Source organism: Halomonas sp. 707B3, from assembly GCF_024158645.1.
GTDB lineage: Bacteria > Pseudomonadota > Gammaproteobacteria > Pseudomonadales > Halomonadaceae > Vreelandella > Vreelandella lionensis.
This window is the reverse complement of the sequence record NZ_JAMZBE010000036.1, coordinates 13,219-28,869: the sequence shown is the minus strand read 5'-3', so window position 1 is coordinate 28,869 and position 15,651 is coordinate 13,219. Positions and strand designations below refer to the sequence as shown.

The window sequence follows — 15,651 nt, the reverse complement described above, 5'->3', positions numbered from 1 at the left end:
GGTTTGAATTGGGCGATTGCCAACCGCTGCGAAGTGATTTCGATGTCGTTAGGGAGCCAAAGTCCGGTGCAAGCCGCCTACACACATGCCGGGGCGGCGGCGCTGCGTAACGGCTGCCTGGTGATTGCCGCAGCGGGGAATGCCGCCACACAAACGGGGGCACCGGCCAATTCACCCACGGTGATGTCGGTGGCTTCCTTAGATCCCAACTTATCGCCCTCCAACTTTTCCAATCATGGCAAAATCGAAATTGCCGCCCCTGGCCGAGATGTTTTTTCGTCGTGGCCTCGGCCTACGCGACATAAATCGATTAGCGGCACCAGCATGGCCGCGCCGCACGTGGCGGGCTGTGCAGCGCTCTGGGCGCAGTCAGATGCCTCCCTACGTGGGCGTAAGCTGTGGGAGCAGTTAGTAGCGTCAGCCAAACCTTTGCCACTGCCTGACACCCAAGTGGGCGTAGGGCTGGTACAAGCCCCTTAACCATCACGCCGCGCTGGGCGGTTCTTTCCAAACGCCCAGCGCACGACCTGTGGAGATACGTTCAATGGCAACGGTCGCGCTATGGTTGATCACGATTTCCAGCGATCAGCCGATTGATGACATCGCCACGCGCCTCACTGCCGAAGGGCTCACCATCCGTGAGGTGCTCAAGGAGATAGGCTGCATTACAGGCACGGCAGACGATGCCACTGCGCAGCGGCTGAAAAAGGTGAAAGGCGTGGTGGATATCGCGCCGGATATGCAAATTGACCTGGGGCCGCCGGAGGCGGATCAAACCTGGTGATAATAGCTGTCAGTTCGCTGTAAATCGCCAATGGAAAGGGGCGGCCTGAGTGTTGAGCCGCCGATACTTTCCTAGAGATATTCCAGCACATCAAAGTGGTCGCAGCCCGGTAGGTCAATCAACTCGGTCTGTACGTTAGCTGCGCGAAGCGCTGTGACAAAATCAATCCCTTGCTGGCGAAAGGTGGGTGGGTCGTGTTCGGCAATGACCACTTGGCTGGGCGGCAAGTGGTCTAGCTCGGCAAACTGAGGGCTAAGTGCGTGCGCTTTGGCTGGGGTGAGGCCGAGTGGCTCGTTTATATAGGTAGTTACTAGCGGCGTTAAATCATAAACACCGCTGACCAACAGCAGCTGTTTGATTGGTAGTTGGCTTCTTTTGGCCACCCAATAGGCTAACTGGGCACCAGCACTGTGGCCACCCAGCAGAATGGGGCCTACGCCACCATTGTCGGTAAGCGCACGATAGGCGACTGCCAACCCTTGGACGCATTGGTCAATCATCGTATCGATAGCGTTGTGCGGCGCTAGGCCGTAGCCCAGCGAGGCAAAAGCCATGCCGCGTGCCAAATAACGCTCAGCTAGGAAATCAGTGGAGGTATTATCCAGCTCCTGCCAGTAGCCACCATGGATAAACACCATGAGTGGCCTTGGGTTACTAACCTCAGGCATAAAAAGATTAAAACAAGCCGCTGGGGCATCGCCAACCTGCAACGCAATGGGCTGATGACGTGCAATAAGATCTCGCCCAGCAGCGGCTTGGCGCGCGAGGGTGGCTTCAAAATCACGGGCAAAGTGACTGGGAGAGTAGGCTAGATCCTGGCTTATTCTGCTCATCATGGTCTTAGGTTCTGTCTGAAAACTGGCTGCGCTCGGCCATACGGCGTTAAAAATCGGCTCAAAGTACTCATTTACAACATGTAAACTCCGTCTTTTCGCCGACTTTTCAGACAGAGCCTAGGTCACGGCGCTGCGCACGTGAAACTGTGAGTTCTGATATTCGCCGCTTTTCAACACGGCACGGAAATGATGAGCGGCCTGCCAAACATCTTCAAAGCTCAGATAAAGCGGTGCAAAGCCAAAGCGCATTAATCCCGGCTCCCGGTAGTCACCAATGACACCGCGGGCAATCAACGCCTGAACGGTCGCGTAACCATGTTGGCTGTCGATCAGCGATACTTGGCTGCCGCGCTCACTGGTCGCTGGTGTCATATCTTTAATGCCGTGGGCTTCCAAACTGTCGGCTAGGCACTCGCGGAACAGCTCACTCATAGCCAGACTTTTATCGCGCAGTGCCTGCATATCTACTTCGGCCCATAGAGAAAGCGAGGCTTCGAGCGCTGTGTAGGCAAGGGCGGAGTGTGTGCCAGTGCGAAAACGAGAAATATCGCCAGCAGGGGCGTAATCGGCATCAAACGCAAACGGCGAGGCGTGACCGTGCCAACCGGAAAGCGGCTGCCAGCCGCCGTCTTGCACATCTTTATGGACATAGAGAAACGCCGGAGCACCAGGGCCGCCATTCAGATACTTATAGGTGCAGCCCACCGCATAGCGTGCCCCCGCGCCGTTAAGGTCAATAGGCAGAGCACCTGCCGAGTGGGCAAGGTCCCAGATCACTTCGGCACCGTGATCGTTAATCAGCTTCGTAGTAGCGGCTATATCGCGGAGCTTGCCCGTGCGGTAGTTCACTTGGCTAAGCACCACTACTGCCACACCATCCAAGTGTGCAGCCAGATCTCCATCTTCGGGCAGAAAACTGTGCTCAGCACCGCTTACTCTGCAAAAGCCTTGAGCAATATAGCCATCGGTGGGGAAGTTGCCGCCTTCGGACAGCACTGCCTGCCGCTCCGCCGGTCGTTGCTGCCAGATATACCCTAGTAACTTAAAGATATTCAAAGTGATATTGTCGGTAACGCTCACTTCGCCGTGCCTGGCGCCAATAATCGGAGCCAATAGGTTGCCCAGGCGCTCTGGTGCATCGAACCAGCCCTGGTTCCAGCCTTTGATTAACTCGTCGCGCCATTGGTCTAGGGTATTAGTGACGGCCTGCTTGGCCGCCATTGGTTGGGCGCCCAGGGAGTTACCATCCAGGTAAAGCACGCCTTCGGGCAGGGCGAAGCGCTGTTTGAAGTGGGCCAGCGGGTCTTGTTGGTCGCGCTCTCGAACGCTTGCCAGGGTTACACCGTTGAGGCTTAAGCTCATATCCATTCTCCAGACAATCGAATGCCATCACGTTCAGTTCAGGGTGGGCTAGGCGTCGCCGTTAAATAGACGTTCTGACGCTCCACAGTTCAGGGAAGAACTGTAAATCCAGCGCCTTGACCAGATAGTTGACTCCCGCCGTACCCCCGGTGCCGCGCCGGTAACCAATAATGCGCTCCACCGTTTTCATGTGGTTAAAACGCCAGCGCTGGAAGTTGAATTCAATATCTACCAACTTCTCGGCAAGCTCATAGAGATCCCAGTGCTTTTGACTGTTGTGATAGATCGCGCTCCAGGCTGCTTCCACCTCGCTACTGGCGGTATAGGGAATGCTCCAATCGCGCTCGATTTTCTCTTGCGGAATAGCAAACCCCCGTCGCGCTAGCAGCTGCAGTGCAATGTCGTAAAGGCTCGGCGCGTTCAGCACTTTCTGAAGTTTTTGATAATGCTGAGGTCTAGAGCGGTGCGCTTCGATTAGTTTGGCATTCTTGTTGCCCAACAGAAACTCGATTTCGCGGTACTGATACGATTGAAATCCCGAGCTTTGGCCTAGGCTGTCCCTAAAGCTGGCGTAATCCGCCGGAGTCATGGTTACCAGCACTTCCCAGGCTTTGATTAACTGCTCCTGTATGCGGGAAACCCGGCTTAGCATCTTGAAGGCTGGAGAAAGATTGTCTTGCTGGATATACGCAGCCGCCCCGTGTGCTTCATGTAGGCAGAGCTTGATCCAAAGCTCCGAGACCTGATGAATCACGATAAAGAGCAGTTCGTCGTGCTCTTTGGATAATGGATTCTGGCAGGCCAGGAGTGGCTCAAGGTCTAAATATTGACCGTAGCTAATGTCCTGGTCCCAGTGAATGGCTTCGTGATCATCGTTGTTATTGGGGAGTTGCATAGTTAGCCTGCCTTGCTTATTGATGTTTGTACGTTCGGCTCGCTTAGATCCCAGAATATGTCAGTCGCCAGTTTAAGTCTCTGATTGAGTACGCTTTCAATCAAAGTCTGCGGAGGCCAAAACGTGGTTTATCATCGCTGTAGACAGATTATATTTTGATTGGGTGGGTAGGGGCAGGGTGACTTCATAGAGTTCCGCTAAAGGAACAGTCAATTTGATAATGGTGGTGGCGATATTGAGCTCAGCCCTGCTTTCACTCAAATTGAGGCGTTTTAATGCTAAGAGTGCCACATGCCTAAGAGCGAAAGCAGGTTGATTGATTGCCGCATGTTGCAGGAGAGTTTAAATAGCGAGCTTATGCTTGATATGGTCGATAACCAAACCATGCTCATGTTGTGGGCTGAACATCACGATATCCGTATCCTCTTCCGCACGAACGCTGTGCCCAGGTGGCCAGTAAAACAAATCACCTTCCTTCGAGGTTTCCTCGCTGTGGTCAGAGAATAGCGCAGTGATAGCGCCTTTGACGACATAACCCCAGTGCGGGCATTGGCAACTGTCCCCCTCAAGGCCGTGCAGCAGTTCGGTGATATCAGTGCCGGAACCAAAGGAGAAGTATTCAGCACCCATTTTCCCAAACCCTGTTACGTCTCCAAAGTCGGTTTGCTGTCGGGCGACTGCTCCAGGTACGTCTAACTGGACAGGGATAGCTTCTTTTGAAATGTGCATAACGCGCCCTCCTTTCGAGGTGCAGGGCCACTTGGCCCGCAAGAAGTATAGTTGAGAAGAGGTGGATAGCTATGTTGTTGCGTTTTAGGATGCTTTTATACCGTTACCTTGATTGATTTCAATAAATTGGCTTGGCTATTTATTTAACAACAAGTGCCTAGCTGCTGCGCCTCTTTCCCGTACTCCGCTTACCTGCTGCACTACTTCGACTCCCCGTAGTTTTCTTACTGCCGGTACTTTTACGCCGTGTGTAGCTTTTCTTAGTGGCTCCGCTGCGTTTGGCGGGGCCTCCAACTTCGCCTTGGGCGGTTTGTAGGCTGTGGCGTAGTTTGGCCGCGTCGCTTTGGCTTAGTAGGGCGCGTAAGTCTTCCAGCAGCGCGTGTTGGAAGGCGTTGGGGTCGTCTTGCTGTTCAGAGATCGCTCGCAGGCGTTGCTCCCAGAGGGCAGTGCGTTCCGGTGTGCTGACGGCGCTAGGCAGCGCGGCGATCAGTGCGCAGCCGAGTTTGGTGGCGCGTAGGGCTTTTTGCTGGCGCACCAGGTAGCCGCGCTGCACCAGAGTTTCGATAATGCCTGCGCGGGTGGCTTCGGTGCCCAGGCCGTCGGTGTCGCGCAGAGTGCGGCGCACGTTTGGGTCGTCCACGTAGCGGCCAATGTTCATCATTGCTTTGATTAAGCTGGCATCGGTGAACGGTTCTGGTGGCCGGGTCTCTTTTTCCTCCACGCCTGCGGCGAGTGCTTGGCAGGTTTCGCCTTGGGTGAGCGGCGGTAGCGGCGGGGTGTCTTCGCGGGTGGTGAACAGTGGCTTCCAGCCGGGGTCGAGAATGCTTTGGCCGCGAGCGCGGAAGGCTTCGTTCAGCAGAGTGAACTCGGCTTTCACTTCAAAAGTGCGCAGCGGTCGGTAGAACTGCGCCATCACGTTGCGCACGATCAGTCGAAACACATGGCCTTCGGTGGCGGAAAGTTGGCTGAAATCGGCGGGCTTGCCGGTCGGTGCTAAGGCGTGGTGCGCGCCCACCTGCTTATCGTTCCAGGCTTTCGAGCGCAGGGTAAAGTCGGCCCCGTTGAGCCAACCTCGTAACGTGTCGTCATTCTGGCAAGCACCGGAGAGGCTACGCTGGGCAAGCGCTAGGTGCTCCTCCGGCAGGTAGCGGCAGTCTGAGCGGGGGTAGGTGATCAGTTTGTGCTGCTCGTAAAGCCGCTGGCAAATATCCAGCACCATCTGCGCGGAAAGCCCAAAGCGGCGGGCGGCATCTACCTGCAAGGCAGAAAGCGAGTAGGGCAGCGGTGGCGCTTGGCGCTTCTCCTGTTGGTCTAATGTGGTGAGCGTGCCGCGTGCGCCGGGTAGCTGAGCGGCCAGGGCATCGGCGGGCGTGCGGTCAATCAGTCGCCCTTGCTCATCCAAAGGTTGATGCGCTTTAGGAGCCCACCAGGCACGCAGCTGGCCTTGCGCCACCTGTAAATCTACCCAAAGCGGGTAGAAAGGATGGGGTTTGAAATCACGAATGCTGTTGTCCCGCCGCACAATCAGCCCAAGCACGGGGGTTTGTACGCGGCCTACCGAGAGCACGCCATCGTGCCCGGCTTGGCGGCCGGTGAGCGTCCAGGCGCGGGTGAGATTAATGCCATACAGCCAGTCAGCCCGAGAGCGCGCCTGGGCCGCCTGAAACAGCGGCTGAAACTCCGTATTCGGGCGCAGGCTGGCCAGCGCTCGGCTTACCGCTGGGCGGTTGAGGTCGCTAATCAATAGCCGCTGCACCGGGCCACGGTACTTCAAATGCTCGATCACCTCCTGCACCAGCAGCTGGCCTTCGCGGTCCGGGTCGCCAGCGTGCACCACGCTGGTAGCCTGCTTGATCAGTTTACGAATCACCGCTAGCTGGCCACGGGCTTTGGGGCGCGGCGCGAGCTGCCACGTGCCGGGCACGATGGGTAGCCGGTCGAGCCGCCACTGTTTATCGACGGGGTCGTAGGCTTCAGGAGGAGCTTGTTCCAACAAGTGGCCCAGGCACCAAGTCACCGTGGTATCGCCGCAGATAATCGCCCCTTCCTGACGTTGACCGCCGCCGGGCAGGGCATCGGCAATGGCACGGGCGAGGCTGGGTTTCTCAGCGATAATCAAACGCATACGGTATGGCCCTGGCATATATAGAAAACAGACGTTTATGTTAGCAGAACCTGCCCTGCTGATAGAGGGATTAGGAGTGAAAATTTATACAGGTATAGAACATGTCTAGTGCGTTCGTGATGTATAGTTTTTGTATAAAATTATCGGATTGAGTAAGCTGTCGCAAAGCACTGGGAGGCGGTTTTTATGCGCGAGCGCGGAAGAACACGACGTTTATTTGGGCTGGGTGCGCGTACGGGTGGTGCCCTGCTGAAAACGCGGCTAGGCGGCCAAGCGGATTGGCAAGCGCTAGGTGAGGCGCTGTTTGAAGGGCTTTCTGAATTAAAAGGCCCGGCCATGAAGCTAGCTCAAATTATGTCCCAGTGGGATGACCTGCTGCCGCCGGAGCTGGCCAACGAGTTGGCCCGCCTGCAACGCCAGGCTGAGCCGATGCCCTGGCCGAAAATTCGCGAGGCGCTAGTGCTGCAGTACGGTGATATCCAAACGCACTTCCGCGAGATTGAAGAGCGCCCCTTTGCCAGCGCTTCGATGGGGCAGGTGCACAAGGCGGTGACCCACGAAGGTGAAACCGTGGTGCTCAAAGTGCAGTACCCAGGGCTTGCTGAGGTTTTAGAGAGCGACCTTAAACAAGTGAGGCGCATTATGGGACTTGGGCGCTGGTTCAACGTCCCTCAGGCACGGCTAGATGCGCTGTTTGAGGAGTTGGCAGCCGGGCTGCGGGACGAGCTGGACTACCACGCCGAGGCCCAAGCGCTGGCCCGTTACCGGGAGCGCTACCAAGATAACCCAGCGCTGGTGATCCCCGAGCCGCTGTTTGAACTCTCCGGCCAGCACGTATTGGCCATGCGCTTTGTCGACGGCACCCCGCTACGGGATTTAGAAAGCGCGGATGACGCGACCCGTCAAAAAGTGGCCGTTGCACTGGCGGACTGGATTACCGAGGAGCTATTTACCTACCGTGAGCTGCACGCTGACCCCCACGCAGGCAACTTTGCCTGCGATGAGCAGGGCCGCTTAGTGATTTACGATTTGGGCGCAGTGATTCCCGTTCCCGAGGCGCGGCTAAAGGCCATGATGCAACTGCTGGATGCTACCCTGGCCCAAGACCCAATGGCCATGGATGACGCGCTGATGAAGATGGGCGGCCGCCAGGGCCAAGGCGCTCCGCTGGCGCTGTATCGCGAGTCCGCTGAGTGTATTACGCCGCTGTTTGCCCCCGGTGAGCAGGATTTCAGCGATGTGCGCGTTCACCGCCGTCTGCGGGAGCTCACCCCCAAAGTGTGGGCGGCCATGGACCGCCTTCAGCCACCGGCAGATACGCTGCTGCTCTCTCGAGCGCTCAACGGCCATTACTGGAACTTGGTCCGCTTAAAGGCCCGTTTAGATATGCACGACCGAACTCAGCCGCTGCTGGGCTGGGCGCGTACTGCTTAGCCAAGGCCCTGCCAAGCGATGACCGCTGCGGTAGCCCCGCCAGCCATGCTAGACTATTGCGCTTTTTAATCGGTTTTACAGATTTTATAGTCTTGAAGACAGTGGAGACGGCAATGCTGGCGGTATGGGTCGATCAACTGCTGGGATTTGCCTCTGGGGCACTCTCGGCAATCAGGCAGCAGGAACACTACCCCGATTTTATGACGTGGGTACGTGACAAAGGCGCGCAGGCGTTTAACGGCGATGTGGCCACCGCACAGGCGCTAGCGCCCATTCTATGGTCGCAAACTCCGCTAGAGCGGCTGGATTTTGCTAGCGAGCCCTTGGCAACACCTGGCCGCAACGAGCCGTGCTGGTGCGATTCCGGACGTAAATATAAGCAGTGCTGCTACCGCGTTAATTTCCCGACCGACATCCCTGAACAGATGATGTGGATGCTCTCGCTGCGCGAATGGAAGGGGGCCACGCTGAAGGCGGCGCTAGATAGCCAGCAGGCACCGCCACAAGCGCTGCTAGAAGCTGGGCTGATTGCCGCAGAGAGTGGTCAAACCGGCCGTTCCATGCAGATTCTTGAGTCGCTGTTTGATGGCAGCGACTGGTCGCGCCTGCCAGAGCAGGCTGAGCCTGCTTTTGAAATCCTGCTGGATATCTATCAAGAACGTGGTTTTACCCGCAAGCGTGCCGACCTGTTGGACGACGTGATGGAGCGCGGGCCGCTGTTTTTGCGCGGCGTGGCGCTTGAGCGGCTGTGCTTGATGCACCTGGATAACGATGATTTAGACAGCGCCCGTGCGGCGTTCGTCAAAGCTCAGCAGGCGCTGCCCGATTCGCCAACGCTGGCCTACATTGAAGCCATGCTGCTACTCCATGAAGGCCATGAGAAAGAGGCCAAAGAGCGCGCTAACTTCTGGTATCGCCGGTTGGTGCGCCAGGGGGATCTAGATGAAGACCAGCTTGATTTCCTGGCCGCTCTGGCAGATAACCCCGGCGCAACGCTAGCCGACCAGCTTTTGAGCGCTGAAGAAGATATGGCGACGCCGCTGGTCTCGCTTCAGGCGCTGCTAGCGGCGCTGCCCATTGCTCCCAAGCTTTCCATTGAGCAGGATGCTGAGACCGGCCGCCTGCACTATACCACTACCGCCCGTGAAGAGACGCTGTTTGCCGCGTGGCACGAGCAGTTCCAGGTCATGGTGGATGAAGAGGTGGCGCTGGGCTTCCGTGATGACCCTTGGGGCAACGCGGTGGAGTGGATGTCGGAACTGTGTGCCCATCCGGAGTGGCTGGATGCGCCCCAGGTGGTGCAAGACCTAACGCTGGCGCTAACCAGCCGATTTGGCAGCCTGCCGTGGATGGCACCCAGCCTGCTGGAACCGTTGGCGCTGCGCCTTTCACGCTGGCTGGAACAGGCCCGTGCTGCGGGCGACGGCAGCCTGTGCTGGGACGACGCCGATAATGCCATGCTGCTGCGCACCGGCTTGGCGCTGGTCGTCGGCATGGAGCGTGGCGCGCGCCAACACTCCCGGGAGCTAGCCGAAGAGCTGCTGGCGATTGATCAGGAAGATAGCTTGGGTCTGAAAGAGCTGGTGCTTGACCAACTGCTGCGCGACGACCGCAACAAAGAGGCGCTAGCGCTGACTGAAGAGCCGCAAAAGGATGACGGTTCACTAGTGCTTGGGCTATTGATGGGGCGTACGTTGGCGTTGTATCGGTTAGAGCAGCAGGAAGCCGCTGAAACCGCACTGGCCGAGGTGATTGCTCATAACCGCCATGCGCTTGAGCTGCTATGTGCCGAGAACCCGCGGCCTTCCATGCCTCATGCCGATGGGCAGGTGGACCCCGGCTCGCGCGCAGAGGCATGGCAGTACCGTACGCTAATGCGTGATCAGTGGCGCACCACGCCAGGGGCGCTGGATTGGTTAGCCAGCCACCGCTGAGCTGTTTGCTGACTGTTTTTAGCTGCCTGCCTCGGGAACCGGAGTAGGCACTAGTTGCTTATCTCGGCTTATCCAAATGGCCAGTAAAATGGCGGGTAAGCCGAGCACTGTGGCCACCACAAAGAAAGTGGCATAACCCTGAGCGCTCACCACGATCCCGCCAAACCCGCTCAGGAATTTCCCCGGTAGCGTCATGAGCGACGAAAACAGCGCGTACTGCGTGGCGGTGTACGCCCGTGAGGTCAAGCTTGAAAGAAACGCGATAAACACCGCACTGGCAAGGCCGTTGGCGAGGTTATCGCCAATGATCGTGACTACCAGCATCGGCACCTGATTACCGGTCAGCGCAAGCATCGCAAACAGCAGGTTGGTGACCATCACCAGCCCCGCGCCAAAAATCAGCAGTGGGCCAATGCCATAACGGGCCACCAGCAGCCCGCCCAGAATGCCTCCTGCAATGCTCATCGCAATCCCGAAAATATTGGTGACGTTGGCAATAGTCGCCAGTGAAAAGCCCAGGTCGATATAGAGCGGGTTGGCCATTGATGCCATGGCCAGGTCGCTGATACGGAACACGGCAATAAACACCAAAATACCCATCGCCTTCACCCCATAGCGGCGGAAGAAGTCGGTAAACGGGCACACAATCGCTCCAATCACCCAAGCGCCCAAGCGGCGCAACGTTTTGGGCTTTCCACGGCTGGCGCGAATAAAGGCGCGCACTTTGGGTTCGTGAATTAATTGCACGGTTAATGAAGCGCGCTTGGGTTCTGGGCGAATCAGCACGGTAAGCACGCCAATGCCCACCAGGGCGGCCATGGTCAGGTAAGCCGCGTTCCACGATACCGCCGATGCCACATAAAGCGCACCGGCCCCTGCCGCCAGCAGCCCGCCGCGATAGCCAATAATGTACGTGGAGGCCATGGCCGCCTGGACATCGTCATCCGCGGATTCAATACGGTAGGCGTCTATCGCAATATCCTGCGTGGCGGAGCCAAATGCCACCAAGAGCGCAAAGGCGGCGACCCAGCCTAGGTTGCCGATTGGGTCTACTCCTGCGAGGCCAATGAGACCGGCGGCAATCATGCCCTGGGCCAACAGCATCCAGCCGCGTCGTTGTCCAAAAGCGCGGGTGAGCAGAGGCAGCGCGAGCCGGTCTACCACCGGTGCCCAGAAGAATTTGATGGAGTAGAGCATGCCGATCCAGGCAAAAAAACCGATGGCAGCTACTTCGACCCCGTCGCTACGTAGCCATGCGGAGAGCGTCGAAAACACCAATAGAAAGGGCAAACCAGCGGAAAAGCCTAAAAACAGCATGGTGATGACAGGCGCTTTGCAGTAAATACCAAGCGCCGCCAGCCAACTGCGCTGAGGAGTCGGGGTGGGCATGTAAGGGTGTACTCCAAAAAGAAAACATCGGTGTCTAGGCCCGCTCAAAAACCGGTCGGTGTTAGACTAGCCCTGAGGTTGATGGACTGAGTTCCATGACAAAGCCGACAGCTTACCGGAGAGGAGTTTTCCATGTCGATTACCGCCCATCAGGTAGTGACCCTGCACTACGTGCTTAGCGATGTGCTCAGCGATGGCAGCCCCCGCGTGCTGGATGACTCCAATGCACGTCAAAAACCCCTGGAGTATCTTCACGGCCACGATAATATTTTGCCGGGCTTGGAGCGAGATTTAACCGGCAAAGCCGCAGGTGATGAACTAAGCGTCACGCTGGCTCCCGCTGATGCTTACGGCCTGCGTAACGAAGAGTTAGTGCAAGAGGTGAGTCGCGCGTCATTTGGCGGTGCGGAGATTGAGCCAGGTAGCCGTTTTCAAACCGAAGGCGAGGCTGGCCCGCAGATTGTCACCGTGCTGAACATCGACGGCGATAACGTGACGGTGGATACCAACCACCCCTTGGCAGGTCATACGCTGCGCTATCAGGTGAAGATTCTGGACGTTCGCGATGCCACCCGCGCAGAGCTTGCTAAAGGCCATCCGCTGCCACCGGGCACTGAACACAGTAAAGTAGAAGACCGTAAGGTGCTCTAAAAAAGCCGTTTTTATCGGGTGAAGCGCGTTAAAAACTGACCTGTATCAAGTTCCCGTTTACCCTTGCGGCCACCATTTTAAAAGCTTGACCCAGGTCAGTTTCCCCTTCTCTGAACGCAGTACGATGGCCCCATACATCACGGCGGGAGGGGAGCACCATGTACTGGGATGATGCGGTAATTTTCGGCCTAGTTACTGTCGCGCTAATGATCACCTTTATGGTCGGTTGGGTAGGCTTTGTGGTACGTGACCATTTGCGTAAGGATGAACGTAAGAAGCCTTAATTCAGCAGGCTGTGTCAGTCGTCAGGGGAGGGGGCTTACGTTAATGTGTAAGCTTCCTGTTGCCGGCCCAAGGGGCCGGCTTTTTTGCGTCTTTTTTTTAAGTTGTATTAATAACCGTTGAAGCGCATTGGCAGTTATGCTTTGGTAAAGTGCCTGATTTAAGCCTAAAGTACTCAACCACATTAGGAAATTCACTGCTATGAATGCTGTCTTTTCACGCTTGCCGATGCATTGGCGCTGTGGGGCGCTAATAAAAGCAGGATTAGTACTCGTCTTTACCACTGTTGGGGGGGCACCTGTCTCGGCAAATGCTCAGGCATTAAGCCTGATTAATGGTGAGTCAACGCAAAAGATCGCGCTCGGCGAGCTACGCCACCAATCGGATGTCACGTTTACAGTGTTCGACCCTTATCAGGGCCGCGACGTTGAAATGCGCGGCGTTGCGTTTCGTGATTTTTTAATCGAACACTTTGGTGAGATACCGCCAGCATTGCACTTTACGGCCTGGGATGACTACGAAGTGAGCCTGGGGGGCTGGGATGACCCAACCTGGTACTTGGTGACGTTTGAAGATGGCGAGCCGCTGACGCTACGCTCACGGGGGCCTATTCGGTTAGTTGAGCGCGAATATTCGGGCCGCGATGTGGCTAACCTGCGTGATTTCAACGATTGGGTCTGGATGATTCGCAGTATTGAGGCGCAATGGTGAGTGCCACGCCGCCTAATAAATCGCCGGTCTCGTCACGCTTACGGCGTGGAGGGCGGCGTTACGTCACATGGTTGACGCTAAGCCTTATGAGCTTTGTTGGGCTGATGGTACTGATTGTGTACGAGGCGCGCTGGGTTTACCCAGAAATACAGGCTTATTTCAGCCAGACGGGCAGCTTAACTGGCCAACAGTTGGCGACTCGTGCGCGTGGTTACGTGCAGCGCGCCCAGGAAAAGCTGCTGATGGCCTCGTCGCCCGTTGAGCTAGGCGAAGCGCGCCTTTCATTGGACCTGGCCTATGGCCTGTTTGATGTGCATATCTACCACCAGTATTACGCCTGCACTGCATCTAGCCTAGCGTTGATAGATGAGTTGGCTGAGCTCATTGACGCCCAACAGATCGATCCTTTTGATGCGGCCCATGCGCTGTTTATTCCAGTGGAGTGCTTAACTCGTATTGAGATGGATCAGCTGGATCGCCGTGGTATGGCCATCAATGATTTCTCCTCCAGCACGCGCCGTCATAATCAGGTATTGATCTACTCCAGTCTGCTGATTTTTGTCTTAGGCTTGCTCTTTTGGGCGATGCACGAGCGCCAATTGCGGCGCACCGAACGGGCAACTGCCGAGAAGTTCTCCTGGATGGCCCGCGCAATGCGCGACCCACTCACCGGTATCGGTAACCGCAGTGCGCTCCATCAGGATGTCGCCGCTTACTCAGGCCGCTCCATGGGGCTGATTCTGGTCGATATCGATTTCTTTAAGCAGTATAACGATGCCTTGGGCCACCCTGAGGGGGACCGCCTGCTGCGCCTGCTGGCGAATTTACTAGGGGATGCGCTCGGTGCCGAGGCCACGCTATATCGCCTTGGGGGCGATGAGTTTGCCGCGTTGCTGCCGTGTCCCACTGATCAAGCGCTGACCCAGTATTGTGAGGCGTTACAAGTAGAGCTTGAGGCGGCGCAGTTCTCGCACCCTGCCCATCCCGATAACAAAGATGTCACCTTAAGTCTTGGTGGAACGCGCTTTGTGGCCGATGCAAACTCGTTTGCGATGGCCTATGAGGCGGCCGACAAAGCGCTCTATCAGGTGAAAACAGCGGGGCGTGATGGCTGGCAGGTTACTGCAAGCGCATAACATCTTTGTACATCGGTGCCAGGCGGCCTAGCATATCGTTGCGGGCCGCTAGCGGCACCCCTTCCTCTACCATGGCCGCATCCAGGTACTCCACTACTCGATTAAAATGCGCATCGGTAATGCCCATGGTTTGGTGGGCGCGGTCCATGGGTGGGCCTTCGTACTGGCAGGGGCCGTCGCTTACATCACACAGCTGAGAGGCCAGCGATGCCGCAAACAGGTCAATATTGCTATTGGCAAAGTAGCTGACGATCTCTTCGTCATCGGCAATGCGGTAAAGCAGGTTTTCGACCACGGCTTCAATGGTGGGCTGGCCGCCGATACGCTCATACAGCGTGGCGTGTTGGTGATGCTGGGCACAGCCGGTTAGCAGCAGCGTACCGATGAACGCACTGGCCATTAGCAGGCTGCGCGAAGTGCTTTTCAACGTCGTGTTTAACAGTCCCATGGCGGTTCCTTTTACATAGCCCTTGTAGTCTTTTACGCAGCTCGGTGAAGTAGCAAGAGCGGTTTAAAACGCCGCCTGTAATGAGAGGTAGCCGCCACGCTGGGAGGGCAGACCTGCAATATCGCCAAGATCTAGCCAAGCGCCGGTGAGCGAAACATGCTTATTAAAGAAGTAGGCGCTGTATACGCTTTGCCAATCCTCTTCATCGGCGGCGCTGAGGTTATCCGGCTTTTGGCGGTACTCGGTGCCCACTACCCAATTAGGCGTAACGAAGACGCCAACGCTGCCTTCTGCCATCCAGGCGTGACCACCTTGGTCGCCGCCAAACCCCAACAGGCCGCCTTGGTTAGCGGATGTGTTGCGTAACGTGGCGTTAAGTAGAACATTGCGGCCTAAAAAGGCGTTAAACAGCAGCTTGCTGGCGCTCAGGTAGGCATCGGTGCCGTTCACATCATCTGCGCCTAGGGCCGTGGGCACGGTGCCATCCACTAAGCGTTTGTGCATGACGCCCGCGCTCCACACGCCCAGCGGGTGATAAAGCACATCGCCAAACAGGCGCACTTTCGCGCCATAAATATCCTGCTCTAGCTCGCCACCGAGGGTGGAAAGCTCGAAGGTTTGGCGGGCAATCGAAAATTCCATGCGGTCGTGGAGATTGACGCTGGCGCCGGTGACGGTGAGCTGATAATCATCGACCCACGCCCGAGTGGCGGCAGCAGTGACACCTATCTCATCGTCGCTTGCAGTGCTGGAAAGTACAGCCCAGGGAGAAAGGCCACCCCCTGCCGCTCCTTCAATGGCACTTACCGCGCCGGTGCCTAAAATGCGGCTACCCGCCACGCTGGGCGTTGCTGCTAACAGAGCGCTGAGCGCTGCTGCCGCTACGATGGTGCGCTGCTTTGATGAGCCATTTTTGCGCATAGTATTCCCTTTTT

The 15,651-nt window shown here is 56.9% G+C and carries 16 protein-coding genes; 8 read left to right on the top strand and 8 right to left on the bottom strand.

The window, feature by feature from the left end; translation table 11 throughout:
• Nucleotides 1–480: S8 family serine peptidase (locus BIS10_RS07095; protein ID WP_253503837.1), on the top strand; the 480-nt coding region annotated here is incomplete at its 5' end.
• 64 nt (nucleotides 481–544) lie between these two features.
• Entirely contained in the window at nucleotides 545–784 is a 240-nt protein-coding gene (locus BIS10_RS07090; protein ID WP_253503834.1) for a hypothetical protein, read from the top strand.
• Nucleotides 785–855: 71 nt separating this feature from the next.
• Here BIS10_RS07090 and BIS10_RS07085 read toward each other — a convergent pair whose 3' ends face one another.
• From BIS10_RS07085 to BIS10_RS07065, 5 genes are all read right to left on the bottom strand, one after another.
• Nucleotides 856–1,620 carry an alpha/beta hydrolase gene (locus BIS10_RS07085; RefSeq protein WP_253503831.1) on the bottom strand — a complete coding sequence of 255 codons (765 nt, stop codon included), beginning with the start codon at nucleotides 1,618–1,620 and terminating at the stop codon, nucleotides 856–858.
• Between the two features lie 117 nt (nucleotides 1,621–1,737).
• Complete coding sequence (kynU, locus tag BIS10_RS07080) at nucleotides 1,738–2,982, bottom strand: kynureninase (RefSeq protein ID WP_253503828.1); 1,245 nt, start codon at nucleotides 2,980–2,982, stop codon at nucleotides 1,738–1,740.
• 61 nt (nucleotides 2,983–3,043) lie between these two features.
• Entirely contained in the window at nucleotides 3,044–3,877 is an 834-nt protein-coding gene (gene kynA / locus BIS10_RS07075; protein ID WP_083024142.1) for a tryptophan 2,3-dioxygenase, read from the bottom strand.
• Nucleotides 3,878–4,219: 342 nt separating this feature from the next.
• The gene (locus BIS10_RS07070; RefSeq protein WP_083024140.1) at nucleotides 4,220–4,606 is read right to left on the bottom strand and encodes a hypothetical protein; all 387 of its coding nucleotides are present in this window, start codon (nucleotides 4,604–4,606) and stop codon (nucleotides 4,220–4,222) included.
• A 157-nt stretch (nucleotides 4,607–4,763) separates the two neighbouring features.
• Nucleotides 4,764–6,731: a DNA topoisomerase III gene (locus BIS10_RS07065; RefSeq protein ID WP_083024137.1), complete on the bottom strand. Its 1,968-nt coding sequence runs from the start codon at nucleotides 6,729–6,731 to the stop codon at nucleotides 4,764–4,766.
• A 186-nt stretch (nucleotides 6,732–6,917) separates the two neighbouring features.
• Here BIS10_RS07065 and BIS10_RS07060 point away from each other — a divergent pair, with 186 nt between their 5' ends.
• Together BIS10_RS07060 and BIS10_RS07055 are read left to right on the top strand one after the other, a co-directional pair.
• A complete protein-coding gene (locus tag BIS10_RS07060; RefSeq protein WP_083024136.1) occupies nucleotides 6,918–8,165 on the top strand; it encodes an AarF/ABC1/UbiB kinase family protein in 1,248 nt (415 codons plus the stop codon).
• Nucleotides 8,166–8,278: 113 nt separating this feature from the next.
• A complete protein-coding gene (locus tag BIS10_RS07055) occupies nucleotides 8,279–10,099 on the top strand; it encodes an SEC-C domain-containing protein (RefSeq protein WP_253503825.1) in 1,821 nt (606 codons plus the stop codon).
• A gap of 18 nt (nucleotides 10,100–10,117) precedes the next feature.
• Here the strand turns inward: BIS10_RS07055 and BIS10_RS07050 are convergent, their stop codons facing one another.
• The gene (locus BIS10_RS07050; protein ID WP_253503822.1) at nucleotides 10,118–11,488 is read right to left on the bottom strand and encodes an AmpG family muropeptide MFS transporter; all 1,371 of its coding nucleotides are present in this window, start codon (nucleotides 11,486–11,488) and stop codon (nucleotides 10,118–10,120) included.
• 132 nt (nucleotides 11,489–11,620) lie between these two features.
• Here BIS10_RS07050 and BIS10_RS07045 point away from each other — a divergent pair, with 132 nt between their 5' ends.
• The 4 genes from BIS10_RS07045 (at nucleotide 11,621) to BIS10_RS07035 (ending at nucleotide 14,268) form a co-directional block, all read left to right on the top strand.
• The gene (locus BIS10_RS07045; RefSeq protein WP_083024132.1) at nucleotides 11,621–12,139 is read left to right on the top strand and encodes a peptidylprolyl isomerase; all 519 of its coding nucleotides are present in this window, start codon (nucleotides 11,621–11,623) and stop codon (nucleotides 12,137–12,139) included.
• Between the two features lie 158 nt (nucleotides 12,140–12,297).
• Nucleotides 12,298–12,423, top strand: coding sequence for a cytochrome c oxidase subunit CcoM (ccoM, locus tag BIS10_RS18895; RefSeq protein WP_279384657.1), 126 nt, complete (start codon nucleotides 12,298–12,300; stop codon nucleotides 12,421–12,423).
• 199 nt (nucleotides 12,424–12,622) lie between these two features.
• A complete protein-coding gene (locus BIS10_RS07040; RefSeq protein ID WP_253503819.1) occupies nucleotides 12,623–13,132 on the top strand; it encodes a hypothetical protein in 510 nt (169 codons plus the stop codon).
• Nucleotides 13,133–13,218: 86 nt separating this feature from the next.
• A complete protein-coding gene (locus BIS10_RS07035; RefSeq protein ID WP_392567157.1) occupies nucleotides 13,219–14,268 on the top strand; it encodes a diguanylate cyclase domain-containing protein in 1,050 nt (349 codons plus the stop codon).
• Here BIS10_RS07035 and BIS10_RS07030 read toward each other — a convergent pair.
• Nucleotides 14,252–14,716, bottom strand: a complete 465-nt coding sequence (locus BIS10_RS07030) for a group 1 truncated hemoglobin (protein WP_253503813.1) — start codon at nucleotides 14,714–14,716, stop codon at nucleotides 14,252–14,254. The genes BIS10_RS07035 and BIS10_RS07030 overlap by 17 nt on opposite strands.
• 63 nt (nucleotides 14,717–14,779) lie before the next feature.
• Nucleotides 14,780–15,637: a DUF3034 family protein gene (locus tag BIS10_RS07025; protein ID WP_253503810.1), complete on the bottom strand. Its 858-nt coding sequence runs from the start codon at nucleotides 15,635–15,637 to the stop codon at nucleotides 14,780–14,782.
• Between the last annotated feature and the right edge of the window lie 14 nt (nucleotides 15,638–15,651).